The sequence below is a fragment of the Citrobacter koseri ATCC BAA-895 genome (assembly GCF_000018045.1).
Lineage (GTDB): Bacteria > Pseudomonadota > Gammaproteobacteria > Enterobacterales > Enterobacteriaceae > Citrobacter_B > Citrobacter_B koseri.
This window is the reverse complement of the sequence record NC_009792.1, coordinates 2,692,744-2,708,142: the sequence shown is the minus strand read 5'-3', so window position 1 is coordinate 2,708,142 and position 15,399 is coordinate 2,692,744. Positions and strand designations below refer to the sequence as shown.

The 15,399-nt window shown below is 45.3% G+C and carries 15 protein-coding genes and 1 pseudogene; 5 read left to right on the top strand and 11 right to left on the bottom strand.

All coding sequences use genetic code 11. The annotated features are described in order from the left end of the window. Positions 1 to 64: 64 nt before the first annotated feature. From CKO_RS12445 to CKO_RS12410, 9 genes and pseudogenes are all read right to left on the bottom strand, one after another. Positions 65 to 652, bottom strand: a complete 588-nt coding sequence (locus tag CKO_RS12445; protein WP_012133743.1) for a LuxR C-terminal-related transcriptional regulator — start codon at positions 650 to 652, stop codon at positions 65 to 67. A 45-nt stretch (positions 653 to 697) separates the two neighbouring features. Continuing rightward, a complete protein-coding gene (locus CKO_RS12440; RefSeq protein ID WP_012133742.1) occupies positions 698 to 1,363 on the bottom strand; it encodes an EAL domain-containing protein in 666 nt (221 codons plus the stop codon). A gap of 52 nt (positions 1,364 to 1,415) precedes the next feature. Next, the gene (locus CKO_RS12435) at positions 1,416 to 2,198 is read right to left on the bottom strand and encodes a hypothetical protein (protein WP_130029234.1); all 783 of its coding nucleotides are present in this window, start codon (positions 2,196 to 2,198) and stop codon (positions 1,416 to 1,418) included. Between the two features lie 317 nt (positions 2,199 to 2,515). Next, a complete protein-coding gene (locus CKO_RS12430) occupies positions 2,516 to 3,607 on the bottom strand; it encodes a fimbrial protein (protein ID WP_012133739.1) in 1,092 nt (363 codons plus the stop codon). 15 nt (positions 3,608 to 3,622) lie between these two features. Then, positions 3,623 to 5,593 carry a fimbria/pilus outer membrane usher protein gene (locus CKO_RS12425; protein WP_012133738.1) on the bottom strand — a complete coding sequence of 657 codons (1,971 nt, stop codon included), beginning with the start codon at positions 5,591 to 5,593 and terminating at the stop codon, positions 3,623 to 3,625. A 36-nt stretch (positions 5,594 to 5,629) separates the two neighbouring features. Continuing rightward, positions 5,630 to 5,935 (bottom strand): annotated as a pseudogene (locus CKO_RS23610) (FimD/PapC N-terminal domain-containing protein); the annotation flags it as partial. A 157-nt stretch (positions 5,936 to 6,092) separates the two neighbouring features. Next, positions 6,093 to 6,791, bottom strand: a complete 699-nt coding sequence (locus CKO_RS12420) for a fimbrial biogenesis chaperone (RefSeq protein WP_012133736.1) — start codon at positions 6,789 to 6,791, stop codon at positions 6,093 to 6,095. A gap of 181 nt (positions 6,792 to 6,972) precedes the next feature. Further along, positions 6,973 to 7,551: a fimbrial protein gene (locus CKO_RS12415; protein WP_024130637.1), complete on the bottom strand. Its 579-nt coding sequence runs from the start codon at positions 7,549 to 7,551 to the stop codon at positions 6,973 to 6,975. Between the two features lie 773 nt (positions 7,552 to 8,324). Next, positions 8,325 to 8,708 carry a nuclear transport factor 2 family protein gene (locus CKO_RS12410; RefSeq protein ID WP_230032352.1) on the bottom strand — a complete coding sequence of 128 codons (384 nt, stop codon included), beginning with the start codon at positions 8,706 to 8,708 and terminating at the stop codon, positions 8,325 to 8,327. Positions 8,709 to 8,814: 106 nt separating this feature from the next. Between CKO_RS12410 and CKO_RS12405 the strand changes: the two genes are divergently transcribed. Together CKO_RS12405 and cueP are read left to right on the top strand one after the other, a co-directional pair. Next, positions 8,815 to 9,570: a helix-turn-helix domain-containing protein gene (locus tag CKO_RS12405; protein WP_012133732.1), complete on the top strand. Its 756-nt coding sequence runs from the start codon at positions 8,815 to 8,817 to the stop codon at positions 9,568 to 9,570. A gap of 691 nt (positions 9,571 to 10,261) precedes the next feature. Beyond that, positions 10,262 to 10,810, top strand: coding sequence for a copper-binding periplasmic metallochaperone CueP (cueP, locus tag CKO_RS12395; protein ID WP_012133730.1), 549 nt, complete (start codon positions 10,262 to 10,264; stop codon positions 10,808 to 10,810). 115 nt (positions 10,811 to 10,925) lie between these two features. Here cueP and CKO_RS12390 read toward each other — a convergent pair whose 3' ends face one another. Then, positions 10,926 to 11,456: a hypothetical protein gene (locus tag CKO_RS12390; RefSeq protein WP_012133729.1), complete on the bottom strand. Its 531-nt coding sequence runs from the start codon at positions 11,454 to 11,456 to the stop codon at positions 10,926 to 10,928. A 311-nt stretch (positions 11,457 to 11,767) separates the two neighbouring features. Between CKO_RS12390 and CKO_RS12385 the strand changes: the two genes are divergently transcribed. Next, on the top strand, positions 11,768 to 12,112 hold the full coding sequence (locus CKO_RS12385) for an anti-adapter protein IraM (protein WP_012133728.1): 345 nt from the start codon (positions 11,768 to 11,770) through the stop codon (positions 12,110 to 12,112). Between the two features lie 232 nt (positions 12,113 to 12,344). Beyond that, positions 12,345 to 13,805: an EAL domain-containing protein gene (locus CKO_RS22015; protein WP_158661222.1), complete on the top strand. Its 1,461-nt coding sequence runs from the start codon at positions 12,345 to 12,347 to the stop codon at positions 13,803 to 13,805. Between the two features lie 126 nt (positions 13,806 to 13,931). Here the strand turns inward: CKO_RS22015 and CKO_RS12375 are convergent, their stop codons facing one another. Continuing rightward, the gene (locus CKO_RS12375; protein WP_024130634.1) at positions 13,932 to 14,189 is read right to left on the bottom strand and encodes a hypothetical protein; all 258 of its coding nucleotides are present in this window, start codon (positions 14,187 to 14,189) and stop codon (positions 13,932 to 13,934) included. A 167-nt stretch (positions 14,190 to 14,356) separates the two neighbouring features. On the opposite strand from CKO_RS12375, the gene CKO_RS12370 reads away from it, so the two are divergent. Then, complete coding sequence (locus tag CKO_RS12370; RefSeq protein ID WP_012133726.1) at positions 14,357 to 15,346, top strand: lysozyme inhibitor LprI family protein; 990 nt, start codon at positions 14,357 to 14,359, stop codon at positions 15,344 to 15,346. The last annotated feature ends 53 nt before the right edge of the window (positions 15,347 to 15,399 follow it).

Here is a 15,399-nt window from a genome sequence, read left to right as displayed (position 1 = left end):
AAATGTTTACTATTTGGCTGACTTCTCCTCGTACCAGCATCGCCAGACAAGTTTCAGACGGGGCTCAGTGCCGTTGAATGGTCTTAACGGCGGAGAGTGCCGGGTGGATACATAAGTAATTTTGGCTGCTCAGTAATCCCATCTTTTTTAATGCCGACCTCTTGTAGTAAGAGACCGTTTTTTCAGAGATGTTTATTGCGCTGTACATTCGTTTCACATTCCCGGCGCGGACTAACTCACTGAGAATAAAAAACTCTTTGTCAGTGATGGTGTTACTTTCCGTATTTTTTCTATTTGAAATAGCTATCAGAATATCGTTTAATTCTGATAATGTTTTGTTTTTATTGAAGTAATATACACCGTACTGGCAAAAGAAATGGCGACGGGAATGCAGGCCTGACGGTGATATGCACAGCGTAACCTTACTAAAGAAAAAGGTTATTAACCTGTCGAGTAAACCCGGTTCTCTGACGGAGAGTAACACAACGGTATCTTTTGATAGCGAAAAAGAGGTGGTTAGCGTGAAACGTTCAAACTCGCCAGCATCGCTTAAAAAAATGCTCTCAACACGCGTACCTGACTCTTTCATCCCTTTCGATATACCCGTCAGATAATAGACGTCATCAGACACTATCACTATTTTCAACTTCATTTGAATCCCTTTTTTATATTTGAAATATGCTGGTTTCCTTAATATTTAAATCGTTATTACGAATGATTCTCGCTCATCAACGGGCCAGAGAAATCCCTGGGCATAATGTACGTCGCTCTCCGAAATAAAGCGGTGCTGGTATTCGTTTTCAACGCCTTCCACCAGAACATGATCCGTCAGATATTCCACCTGTGTTACCAGCGTTGTCATTGCTGAGGTATCCTGTTCAGCGGATATTCTCCAGAGTTCATGTTTATCAATCTTAATCCCATCAAAGCGAAAGGGGAGTTGCGCAATTAACGGAATATGCCTGACATAGAGATCGTCCAGCCAAAGTTGAGTATTAAAAGCGCGCATTAGGGTCAGAATTGCATCAATATGCGGCACAAGTCGCGGAAAATAAGACTCGCTTTGCTGGCAATCAATTTCAATGACCTTTGGGCCGGGTAACATGGCAAGAATCGATCTGAGCCACACCAGATTCATAAGCAATGGAATCGTAATATTAAAAAATAAAATGCCATTGCGATCGTGCTGATTTGCTACTCCCGTGCATATCTGTTCCTGAACAATATGTGACAGGAGTTCTGGCGAAACAGAGCGGAAAAATAGCTCTGGATCTGCCCCTTCCGGCTGGCAGAGCACCTCACCGCCAATCCGTCTACCGGTCTGGACATGAATGATAGGTTCGATACGGCACATGAGTTTCATAATAATGGCATATCCTTTTTAATTATAAACGGTGCATCGGGTTTTTCTGGGATTAATTAAATCGGTCGCGATAAGATATGCTTGCACTTTTTAGTGGATTACTGTTTATCGCTTTCAGCATTTTTATGTGTTCATTTTTAGTGCTTAGATGCAGCTTTTTATTGATCTTTTTGATGTAGTAAAAAAGCGTGTGATAGCGTTTATTTATTATTTTTGCGATGTCATGGGTAGGCGTGCTGTGGGCCAGTTCGGTCAGCACGGTCCATTCAATGTCGTCAAAAGAATCCGGCTGTTCTATTTCAGCCATGAGATCGTTAATGTACTGGCTGTAAAAAGCCTCATCCAGCCAGCAGGCATGAACGGCATGATTAAGCTCGGACATGGGTTCATACTTAGAAACGATATTGATATAATGAAAACTTCGCAAAACCTGAAGCAGGTAACTGTTACGCGTAAAAGTAAACACCGTTAAGCGAATGCCAGGATAGTTTATCTGCATATCATAAATGAAATTAAGCGCCTCCAGCGCACTCTCCTCCAGCGTAAAAACTTCCATGACGACATTATCAATAATATGGTTTTCTATTTTGTATTTTGCTTCTCTGAATGTCGGGCTGGTGTGTAGTACCAAAGGGTTGATCAAGTGTTTGCAAAGAAAATTAATCATATAGTTATCGGTATCAATAATTAACGTTGAATGGAGCGGCTGCGTAACGCTATTTAATGACTTGACAGAGTTTTCTATCATGACTAAATCAAATCTTGCAGTGGAAGGATTACAGGATGAGTCCTCACTGCTGAGATAAAGAAATTGATCGTTCTGTAGTGTACGCATTATATTTTTCGATCCGCATATCGTTTACAATAATGACAAGATGTAAAATTTAACTGTAACTATTTATAAAATAAGAAAATAATAGTGATGCTATTAAAACACACCATGATAAGGCGTTGATATACACTTCATCCTTCAGGCTGCCTCTTTGTTGGCTGCGCTCATTCACCCCGGTCACGTACTACGTGTACGCTCCTGGGGCTCATTCACTTGCCGTCTCGATGCTTCTCAAATGATTTTGTGTATAAATATCTTTCTTTTTTTTGTTGAGGCTTCTGATTATTTCAGTGGATGACTATTCTGTTTCTCGCCTTTTATCATGGGTAAATGATGTTTACTTTCGCCGTGGTTTGTATTCTGCCTTCCGTCGGTTTTGCACCATAGATGTAATAATATGCTCTCAGTGGAATATCAAAATTGCTTCCCCACTGCGCAATCTTATAGAGTTCATACTCGCTGGTAATATTACCTGCGGTAAGCTCTGTCTGGCTGATGGCAATTTTTTTACTGGTATCGGCACGCATAATTCGCACCCCAATATTCCTTGCCGTTCCCTGGGTGTTTTTCAGGGTGTATTTATCCGTATCGACGCTGGCGCTACTGAGATAAAACTGAATGGTGCGTGTGCTCATGCCTTCTAACAGGTCGCTGCATTCGGCATGCAGAGTGAAGTTTTCATAAAACTGCGCTTCCTTTCCTGCGGATATCAGGCTGGTAAGATCGGTTTCCGGTAGCGTGACCGTCGTATCCGGGATGCTACAGGTGCTGACATGAGGACGATAATTGATCGTGATATTCTGGTAGAACAGGCGTTTCTCTTCGTCAGAACCGATAAGGCCTAATATCCATTTAATGAATTCAGCTAAATTAACGCCGGGAAACCAGAAATCGATACCTGAAGCATCAACAACGGATATAGCGTGAGCAAGAGTAATACTGGTTGCGTCCGGGCCAACGTTATAGACATAGGCCGGGTTGGCGCCGCTCGGTACGCTTTTGAGTAACTTAGCCTTATAGGTATAGACCACGTTATTCAGCGAAGTACCGGGAATATGACTTTCTCCAGAGCGACTATAGTCTTTTTTCGTGGGTACAATATTGCCGATGGTGAATTGCAATACATAGTTACCATAATTGATATAGGCCGTGCTGTTGGCCATTTCAGAGATAATGGCAACACGGTTAGCATAACCAATCCATTCGCCGGTACAGCTAAACGTACCGGATGACAGCGACAGGTTCTGCGAACCTGTGGTTTCGCTGCTGAGGGAAAGTGAATCCAGGTTGAGCACCAGATTGCTCTCTTTTTGCGCGTCGGAATCGCTTTTACAGGAGGCCTGTACGCCATAGCTTATCGATCCCAGTAGCCAGGCAAGAATTAACGTTATTGTACGGATAGTGATTTTCATCCTCTGCTCCTGCCATTAGCGGCAAATATTTATCTGACCATCGTGGGTCGGCTGGCTAATAACACAGCTTTGGCGGCCGTCACTGCTGGTTTTGATATGTAAACGTGACGGGAGCTGTTCCGTTTTCAGGTACAACATTCCTCCCTGGGCGACATATCCGACGCTGGCGCCAGCATCGTCAAAAATTTCGGTGCCGAAGGGGAGAGGGCGCCCGTTAACGGCCCGTGCTGGCAACATGAACTGCCGCCGTTGGTCGGTATCGAAGCGCACATAGGTGACGGAACCCGCATAAGGCACCACTTCCTGGATATTGCCTTTCAGCTCAACGCCTTCCTTCATATGGGTGGTATCTAACTGGATTCGGTTTTTACGGTACGGGGACAGGTAAGGAACCAACGCTTTCCCGGCGGTATTCGTGGTGCGTGTGCCGTCGCCGCCCAGCGTGGCCCCTTGAGCGCCTGGCGCGTCGATAATCGCGAAGGTATCGCCCAACTGGCTGGACGTCAGCAGGCCGCCCCGATAAGCCACCAGGCTACCGCTGGCCCCCGCGCCGATCTGACGATAGTCTCCTGACTCGCTATAGCTGCCGTTTAAGGTGGTAAACGCAGTGCGATAGCTCAGGCTGCTGCTGGCCGAGTTATTTCCACCGCGACGGTTGCTGCCGCTGACGCTATAGGTCGCCTGATTAAATTCGCCTGCGGTTCCGCTGATCCCCACGTTCGTGTCGGAATAGCCGTCACGATTAAATGTAACGCTGCTGTTGAGGAAAACGGGCCGTTCAAAGAGACTCAGGGGCACCGAGAATGTGAGGTAATAACGTCGCTCTTCGCGCTGATTATCGTTACGCATGCTGCTGGCTGAGAGGGTATAACTTACGGCGCCAACGTGGTTGGAATACCCCAGTTGATACTCTTTTGTTGTGCCATGACCATTCCAGTAGTCCCGCCAGGTTCCTGATAAGTAAAGGGAACCCAGTTCCTCACCCAGAGACTGGCTCAGGTTGATATTAAAGGTGTTTTTCTGGCGCATATATCTGGCATTAGGGCTGTCAGCGTTCTCTTTTTGCCAGTTATGCAAAGCGATTGCATCATTGAAGCTGTAATAGTTTTTCGTGGAATAGCGATACGCCGCCAGCGCAAAGTTCGTCCCGGTGACATTAAAGAAACGGCTAAAGGCGACTTTGTAACTTTGCCCGCGGACTTTTTTATCTGCCGGAATTTGCGTTTGTGACTGTGTGACGTCAAAAGACAGCGCGCCAAACGGGAGGTTGAGGCCGCTCCCGAGAAGAAACGCGTTATAGTCTTCGCTGTAAATTACCCCGGTATAACCGGTGATCAGGTTATTGATCCCGTATTGATAGCTGCCCTGGGCAAACTGGGGGCGATAGCGGCTTTCTTCCGTGCGCGCTTCCCCCAGCAACAGACCATATTTCCCAATCCCTTCTTGCAGCATGTTTGGCACCGAAGAAAAGGGGACGATGAAACTGCTGGTGCGCCCGTCTGCTTCAATGACTTCGACATTCAGATCGCCGCCTGAGCCGGTAGGAAGGATATCCGCAATTTCAAATGGGCCAGGCGACACGTTTTTCTGATAAATAACCTGCCCGTTCTGACTAATTTTAACCAGCGCGTTAGACTGTGCGACGCCGCGTACAATCGGGGAAAAGCCCTGCTGAGAATCGGGTAACATGCGCATATCCGTGCCCATGCTGACGCCGCGAAAACGCAAAGAGTCAAAAAGATCGTTGCTGGAATAGCTGTCACCCATGCGGATGATCGATTTAAGCGCAGCGATCCCGCGCTCAACGTAGCGTGTATTGTTTGTCCATGATCCTTCCACGCCCTTGCTTTTGTTATAGCTGGAGCTATCGCGAAATTGCCAGCCAAACGCATTCAGCCCGCTGTTTAACTGGAAATAGGCGTTTTCCTGATTGCGTCCTCCGCCTTTGGCTTCGTTGTAGTTATAGTTGGCATTGTATCCCAGCATCAGCGCCGGAATGCCTTCATCCCAAAAGACGGGATCGACATAACCGCGCAGCGTCTGGCGAATATACGCCTAGGGAATGGTCAGACGTAGCGACATATCGGCCGCATTGACTTTCATACTGCCTCCGTGCAGTAACGTATTCACATCCACTCGCTCGCTGGCGCTGTTTGCGGCAGGGACTATTGAGGGAAGAAGCCCAAGCTGGGCAATATTTTCATGCTGGAAAAACGTTCCTTCATCCGTGATATAAACGGGAAGGCGGCCTTTCCACTCCTCGTTAATAAAAACATCAAACGGGTATTCACCAGGAGGAAGCGCAGAGGCACGATAAAAACGCGACATATCGGCATTTTTAGAGTCACCGGCTAAAAAGTCAGTATTGAAAGCCACGGCATACGCCCGACTATAAATAGACATCATCGCCAGTATTGGCAATAAACATGCGTATTGACTCTTTTTACCAGCCATTGCCATCCCCATTCATTTGGACATTATTATATTATTTTGTGGTGAATGAATATTTTTGATATGAACCGTAATCATCAACTAACAGAATATCCAAAGCCTGCCCCGATAAAACCGCCCCTGTCGTGGGTATTGTCAGTGTTGACAATGGCGCAATCATTTTCGGTTCGCCAGTAAGAGATTTACCTCGTGAACTCATTGTGGCAATCGATGCGAAATAAGGAGCCCGGTTTGTGGCGACAAGTTGATTACCCTGCGCGGTAAACGATAAATACTTATGTAAATCGCTGGCCGGAATCGTGAGTTCGGTCGGGCGATAAAATAATTTGATGCGCGACTTAATGGCGATTTGCATCGTGTTTTTGCCATCAAGATTTTCCTGTTTTGGCGGAATATCCAGCACATTCAGGTAATAAACGGACTCCCTGTCCTGAGGCAGCGCGTTGGCTGAGCCGGTATAGCGAATGCGCAGCTGCTGGCCGCTACCGCCTTCAACTTTCACCACTGGCGGCGTCAGCAAAAAGGGAACCTGAGCGGTTTCTGGCGTAGAGTCTGGATTACCTTCGTCTATCCAGGCCTGAATTAACGCCGGACTGTTGCCACGGTTAATCAGCTGAACCGTTGTTTCTTTTTGTTCTTCAGGATAGATAACCCTGGTATTGCTAATAATAACATTCGCCAGACTGCTAAAGCTGAAGGCAATAAGCGTTAGAAAAATGAGAGAACGTTTCATATTAACCTGAAAAAAGAGAGCCTAATCTAATCAATATACCTGGTCGCGTTTATTTTCTCTCTTCCCTCCTGAATTGCAGGTATAAGAATACCTCACCAGAAGGTGAAAATAATTCGCGAATACAATAAGTCAATAATGACGGATCAGGCTCTTTATTTATATGAGTAAATTAACCCGTTGCTTATAAATACGCGACGGTATAAGTCAGCATGGTGTTAACGGCACCGGTATCGGCAGCGTCTGAACCGACTTTATAGTAGTTCGCATACAGATCGACAGTGGCGCTATCACCTTCAACATTCGTATCAAGGTTAGTATGCAGGTTCAGCGGCGTCTGGCTATTGGCCAGCGTGCTGAGTGCGATACCCACGTTTTTCTTCGTGCCGTCGGTTCTCAACTGTGTGTTGTTCAGATACAGACCATCGTTAGAAATACTGTCTGAACTCAGGATCAGATTCAGGGTATTTTTATTTCCCGCGCCATCGTCCTGCCCCAGGGAAGCAGAAGTACAGCCGGTAAATTCCAGAGTAAATTGTTTACGGTTTTTCTGGATCAGACCTGCGGTAGATGCATCGCTAACGGCGATGGGATCTAATGGAATCGTCAGGTCAGCAGAGTTTCCGCCGTTAATTGTACAGGTTGTATCAGTAACCTGGCCGGTAAAGGTGATAGTACCGCCAGAAGCCTCGGTTGCAGCGCTGACATTAAAGGCTGCGAAGGATGACGCGATAACGAAAGAAGAGATAGCGAGCTTTTTCATTGATATTAACTCCAGTATGTTTGCTCCCGTCCTGGGGACGAACATTTCATGTCACAAAACCGTCCTGGTCTTGCTGTCTACATCCGTAAAATCCCTGAAAACGGAAAAATGGAGCCTGCATCATTATTTCCATCAGGTTAGGTGATGATCCTAATTGATGTAACACAATCTTAAAATATCAGTTTAAGAATTTACTTAAATTAAGTGTATAAGTCTGCTGTTTTGGTTTTTTTTCTTGTTTATCAGCATATGGCACTGATCGTGTAACTGAGATGTAACTTTAAATTTTAAAATTCTTATAAAACGAAAGGTAAAATGGAAAAAATCTGATGCTTACATTCAGTAATATTGATTTACACAATCAGGTAACGACAAAAAAAGAGAATATTTTGCTCGCTAATGTTATATTTATAAAGAAAAGTAGTTAAATGTTCTTTATTTGTTTTGTTTTTGTTTCATTGTTCGGGGTGAATTATTTTAATTAATAAGATTTATTAAAATGAAAGTGGGTGAAGAGGATGAGCAAAAGGGATAAAAACGCTCTGGCATGCAATATAAAATGGCGTTTTAATAAAAAGGAGAGCAGAGGGGGATTGCTGCTTATTCTTGCAGGTACGCACTGACGCTAACTAAATAGCGCAATGGCAGGGGAGCAGAGTGTACGGCTTTGCCATATGGGGACTGTTATATACCGCAAACTCCGTATTTTTATAGGCGGGGCTGCGTTCTGTCGTTGCATTCCGGTCTTTATCTGTCCCTTAATTCGCTCCCGATCACCGCAGACTTCCCAGCATTTTATCTTCTTCGGCGCCGCTGATTAACCGGGTTAATTCCTGACAGGCAGCAATACGGCCATTTTCTAATGTGAAACAGGCAAAGACTTCGGTTTGTGCCTGTTCGCCGTTCGTTTTGATGACGGTCACCAGGTGATGGGTCAGAACGTGATTGCCCTGCTGAGCGATGGCCAGAATGTTCACCTTCATGGTACGAGTAACCTGTTTTAGTTTTGCCATGTGCGCGACGAAGTTATCGTAATCAAGGTCGATACCATTTACCGTCTGGCGATAATCGGGCGTGAAAAATAATTCGATAGTGTGTTCATCGTGCCCGGGCCGGGAAATAACGGCATCAAGCGCCTGAGCAATGCGTTGCATCATATTTTCCAATGTTCTCTTCCTCATCGTGATTGCGTACAGGGAAGATTACCCTCAGACTGAAGCGGCAAAGTAACCGTAGTAAGACAATAAATACGCTAAATCGGCCATGATGATAGAAAGCATTCAACCTTTACATCACTCCTCTAAGCATACGACTCAGTGGCACCATCACCCTGGCGGGCAGTTGTACTGGATCACGCGTGGCATGGTGATGGTCGAAACGGAACAAGGGCAGTGGGCGTTGACGCCCGGTTCGGTAGGGTGGCTTCCGCCGTCGTTACCCCATTGTGCGTGGATGCCGGTGAGTGCATATGGCGCCAGTCTGCACTTCAGCGTGGAATATTGCGGGGTCTTTCCCTCCTCACCGTGCGTTCGGGCAGCGTCGCCTTTTTTACTGCTGTTGCTTGAGAAAATTTGTGGGGAGGGAACCATCGGAGAGCCTTCAGAGCGGCTGGCCCACCTGTTGCAGGTTATGGTCGATGAGATTCGCTGTGCTGATGCGCTCTCTTCACAATTGATCCTTCCCGACGACAGAAGGGTCAGACAGATTGCGCAAAAAATACTGGCCGACAGGGCCTGTACGCGGAGTCAGGCAGAGCTGGCGAAACAGGCCGGGCTGAGCGTCAGGACGTTGAGCCGCCTTTTTATACAGCAGACGGGATTAACATTCGGTCAGTGGAAGCAAAAAGCGAAAGTCATTTCGTCGCTGGAATATTTACTGCGCGGAGAGCCTGTCAGCCTTGTCGCGCAATTAGCGGGTTATGAGAATGTGAGTGCATTTATTGCCGTGTTCAGGCGTTTTATGGGAATGACGCCAGGGCAGTTCTATCTGCGTTTCGGTCATGGTACGAATGTGGTTTAAAAAAAGGTCGCATAAATAGAGTTACTTATGCGACAAGGCACACGGAGTCAGACATCCCTGCCTGTATAATAGAATCTTATGATTTGTTCTTCGTTTTCTCCAGAATGACGCCTTCCAGAAAAATAATTCTGTTTTCCAGCAGATTAATATAATCCTTCATCAGGACATTTTCTTGTCGCAACGTTTTAAAGACATTAATTTTTAAGTTAAGGTCGTGGTCTATTTTATTTCTTCCTGTTTTTTTTATGTTTAACAGTTCCCTTTTCATAAATATTCCTTATGCTTATAAGGTTATGCCTTTATTTCTTATTGCCCATATTTATGCTGTGTAATTATATTGTCAAGATTATTATTTTTTCTCATTGGATTTAAGATGCAAGGACAATGTACCGGAGAGAATAAATGAGACTCTGGACTCAGGCGTGTTCTGTTTACATTGATGTATTACGCTTTTATCAGTGTTGACATGTTATCAGTTGGTTGTTCATATAACATATATTTTACAGGAAAAAGTTCATAATTGTGATATGGTCACTTGAACTCTTTTTTATTGGACTGCATGTCTTTCATTTTTTTGCTTATTTAGCACGCTCATACAGATCTTTTCTAAACTTTACCTGATGTGCGCCTGTCTTCTTCTTCCTGAAAAGACGTATAATTGTGAAACACAATTCGTACAAGGATAATAATTATGCCGAAAATCATTCAGTCTTTATTATTATTTATTGCACTAAGTAATATCTCAATGGCATCGACGCAGGAAACGGCGTTTTTGGCTGAACGCGGGCTGGCGGGAAAATCGGTTGAGCAAATGGTGGATGCTATCGATCAAAACCCTCAGGCGCGTCCTTTACCGTATACCGCTTCTGTGACCAGCACGGATCTGAAACTGTCGGCGAATGGCGAAACGTACACCTTTCCGCTGGGTGAGAAATTTTATCTCTCGCTGGCGCCTTATGAATATCAAACCCATCCCTGTTTTAACCACAGTCTTTCAGGTTGCCAGGGAGAAATGCCGGACACCTGGTTTGATGTGAACGTGACAGATCGGAACGGTACGGTGTTGATACATAAGAAAATGAAAAGTTATCAGAATGGCTTTATCGGGTTATGGCTACCGCGTAACACTGAGGGGATGATTGAAATCAGTCATGAGGGGAAAAAAGCGGCTTATTCGTTTAAAACCGCGAATGACAGTCAGACTTGCCTGACCGACCTGCAATTACGCGCTGCCTCGTAAAGGGATAAACAGCCTGAAGAGATGACTGACGATGTGCTGCATTCTTCGCCAGTCTCTATCTTCAGGGCGATTCCCTTGCCGGTGACTCAGCCCCGCATCGGGTGCGAATCACGTATCATGTAATGGTGACTTCTTTTCGGATTTTGTTTTGAAATTCCGTAGACAGCGATTTAAATTGCGCTCGCTTTTCTGTCAGTGTGGTAATGACTTTATTGCTGCTGGTACATCTGCCGTAGATAAAGTCAAAATAGATAGAGCAGTTTGAAACTTTACACAGCGTATTATAATCATCCTGTAGATGCGGAAAGTAAATAGATATTAATGCTTTTATTTTGGAGTAAAGTTTGCTGTCGCCGCTTATTGTCGGTTGTGTTATCGGCGTTTCTGTGGCGCTTTTACTCTTCACTTTTGTAATGAAAAACTCAATGGTGGATATTCGATACGTATGCCATTCGATTTCCATTGCTAACAGCTCCTCATATTTTTGCAGAATTTTATTATTCTGATCCTCTTTCCTTTTGAGTTCCAGCCCATCCATTATTTTTTGTTCTATTTTAGCTTCGGCTTTCAGAATGAGTATCCATCCTCCAGACAGCGCCAGGATGCAGCCAATTATGATTAAGGAGATAATAAATATTATGTCCATACATCAGACTCCTTCATTTGTTATTTTGCTCAAATTGCCTGAGTACCATTGCGACACAATCCGGCCTGTACTTAAATCTTATGTTGTATGATTGCTATAAATTCTGTTGATATTTTAAAAAATAGATGCAGGGTTAGCTGATATGTTTCATTAAGTCAAATCAGATCGCCTTGTCAATGTGTAAATAAAGTATTTGTTTTCTGTTCAAGCGTAAGGTTTTTGATTTTTCTTATTTCTGTTAGACATGAGGCAGAGTATTAGTAATTCTCTTAGGGCGTTAATGGACGAACATACAACAAAAGGAGTTTGTTATGGAGTGGAGCGTCGAAAATAACCTGGTGTGCCCGACAACGGGAACCGCCTTTGCGCTGACTAGCGGAGCGGAAAATCTTAAGTTCATTCTGTGGTATAAGGGCGATTATTTTTTACGCACAGGTTCCGTTATCTCCCCGGAGGATTCAGGCGTCCTGGCGAACGGGAAAAAAAGGAACATCAAAATCCTGCACGTTTTCCCCTACAGCAATGCGTTATGGGCCTCTTTTCATAACCGAATTGATTGCCCGGGAAATGGCGTTGTTACCATCAATCACTGTGCGCGACAGCAGCAGTGCGTATTCACGCTTTGTCCGTATGGCGCGAGGACTGTCACCGGATAAAATAATTTATGGCGTGACTATTCTGGCATCGCAGAACGTCGTCGTTACATGCAAATTGGGTATCCATCCTTTTTATTGCTGTCATTTAAGACGGGCCGGTTTTGTGTCGCCTGAATACAGAGTGCCCTGAGTAGAAAAGAAGCGACCTGATATGTCTTTAAGGTTTATAACAAAATCAGATAAAAGAATCCTTACAGCTTCTGTCTTTCTGTTTTTTCTGGTATTTGCCAGCGTGCTGTGGCTGGAGTTAACGAGCGTACAGCAAAGTAAGCAGGCGCTGCTGCAATCTGAGGTCAAAAGTCTGGCTTTTGTCGTCGATAAAGTATTAGGCGATGCCCGACTGGCGATTGCGCAGGCGCAACCGTTACTGGGTCAGCCCTGTAATACGACACTGGAAAAAAAGCTCAATATTATCCCCACACGCTACCCGCATCTTCAGTCGCTTAACTTTACGCAGGGCAATACGATTTATTGTTCCTCGCTACTCTACAACAAAGGGTACACCCTGAGTCCTGCTCTCTCTTTACAGCAGGGCATAAGGGTTGATCGGGTGATCACCTCTCCGCATGATTTCATCATGATGCTTTATGTTTCTTATCCGGCGGGAAGAATATTTGCGGCTTCTGATGTGCGCATTATTGTTGAGCGCATCAAAAATATGGCGTTCAGCGATCGTATTGTTTTACGCATGAACGATAAAATTTTAACCGCCTCTGGCGTTAAACCCGGGAGTTTGCAGGAGTCGCATTTTTCACACTATATAAAAGCGGAAAGTTATAACAAACTTTATACGATTGCCTGGCGAAAAACCGAACTGGGGGATGCGCTGGTCGTGATCGCCCACTCATGGCGCTATATTGCGATGATTATCGCCAGCGCGCTCGTATCATCCATATTGCTCTGGTTACTGTTATCGCATCGGGCATCATTACCTCATCACCTTGCGGTAGCCATCAGAAGAAATGAAATCCAGCCTTACTACCAGCCTATTGTATGCGCCAAAACAAACCGCGTGATTGGCGCGGAAGTTCTGGCCCGCTGGCAACATTGTGAAGCGGGTTCTGTTTCTCCCGATATCTTTATCCCGGTGGCAGAACGTGCCGGGTTGATTGCCGACCTGACGAAAGGATTACTGGATCTGGTGGTTATCGATATTCAACGCTCGGTCACGGTATTTAAACCGGGTTTTAAATTTAACCTGAACATCAGCCATGCTCATCTGGTGAAGGACTCTTTTTATTCATTCATCGGGACGTATTCAGGTGTGTTTCGCGAACAGAACCTGCAACTTGTTTTTGAAATCACCGAGCGTGGAGAGATCGAAGTGAATGATGATATCTCCAATAAAATTGATTATATGAAGATTCATAATGTCGGGCTGTCGCTGGATGACTTTGGCACGGGGTTTTCTAACCTGTCTTATATCACTGGCCTGCGGCCAGAGAATATTAAAATAGGTCGCATGTTTATTAATCTGATTTCGGAAGGGAAAAATACGCCGCTTGTTGATTGTGTGGTCGAGATGGCACAAAGAATGCGTATTCAAACGACTGCGGAAGGGGTGGAGCATAAGTACCAGGTTGATTATCTTCGATCTAAAAATGTTGATTTCTTTCAGGGCTATTTCTTCTCCCGGCCACTTTCATTCGCGAATTTTATCCGCTTTATCAGAGGTTATCAGGTTGTCACGTAACATACTGATTATAGGAATTATATCCTGAAGGACTCTGCGCGGGGGAGGGGGCGTGATATGAACGATAAGCTATCTCAAGTGCGTGACAGATTACCGCTCATAATAATTATGCTGTATAGCGATGATTCAGACTGGCGTCTCTTTACCTAAATCATACTGAATTAACTGCCATTGCACGGGCGAGCCCTGATAATAAGGCATCATTTCCCCTTTTTTTAGGTTCACTACAGCCGATACCGCGGTGCTGGACAATTGCCAGTAGCCGCTTTGTGGACTGGCCTGCCCGCTGTTACGCGTGATGCCGAGAGGTTTGCGACTGGCATCGTTTTGTGACGAACCTGAGGAGAGTGTCGAAAGCATGTAATTACTACTGTCTATCTTCATAACCTAACAATCCATGAGGAACACATATTGTTATCAAGCGACATTTACCGGCAACAACTTAAATCAGGGAGGTGATTATTCATAATGTGAATAAAATCTTGTGACTTATTGCAAATAAAACATAATTTAGCCAAAATAAGCCCCTGTATTGGTTAAAGATTATTCATATGATTGGTCGCCTGATTAACTGTCTGATACTCCTTGTGTCATTCTCCGCTGCCAGCGCTTATGCGGTTAACTGTCAGCGTGCTTCTATGCCTTTAGAAAACACCATTTGTAACAACGACAATCTTCATTGGCTGGACAGCACAATGACGGTTATCTATCACACGATGTTGGTTAGAAACCCTTCTCAACAGGTTCACAAGAAGTACCAGGAATGGGAAAAGTCGCTACAGGCGTGTACCTCCGACAGCTGCATTGAGCGTGCCTACTATCAGGGCATCAGTTCTATTTCAGACGTTGCCCCGGATTTTGACTGGGAAGGGCTGTGGTGGAACACCAGTGTGTCCAATTTAAGTGGCGGAATGATCCAGTTCAGCCGAAGCGCGGAATGGTCAGTCACGACGGATATTCGCGTCTGGTCGGGATTAAATAAAGATGAGTTTACGGCTGAAGCCCGAAAACTGTACGGCATGGCGCTGGTCGAACGTATTGCTGATACCAGTAATTGCAAACTGCTGTTTATCCCCCGTAAAAGCGGCGCGCTTCAGGTCTACAGCAACGCGGACTGGGGATGCCGGATTTCGATGCCGACGGGGGCATTTATTGATGGGCGTTATCTGCGCTCGGATCACGATCCTCGCCCGAAGGCGACGCTGTACTCGCTGGGAATTTTCTCCGACCCCAAAATGGATGAGCGCTTCCGCGCGCTGGTGGGGGATGATTACCAGAAGTTTGTGGATACCGCCAACGTTTACATTTATCAGGATGATATAGATAACATCGGCGCAACGGTCGTCTCTATGTGGGTGCGTGGCGCGGCGAACAACCATACGGCCATTATTATGTACACGCAAAGCAATATCTGGGCGGCGAGGGTAGAACGCGACAGCGCCGGAAAAATGCAGTTGTACTACTTCAGCACCAGAGGTAACGATATCAAGAAAATGCCGCGTACGCTCGCTGGCTGGAAACTGCGTTACCTGGATCAATAAAACCTGTCGTTATGGGAAAGGAGATCGTCATCGCGATCTCCTTTGTCGATCTC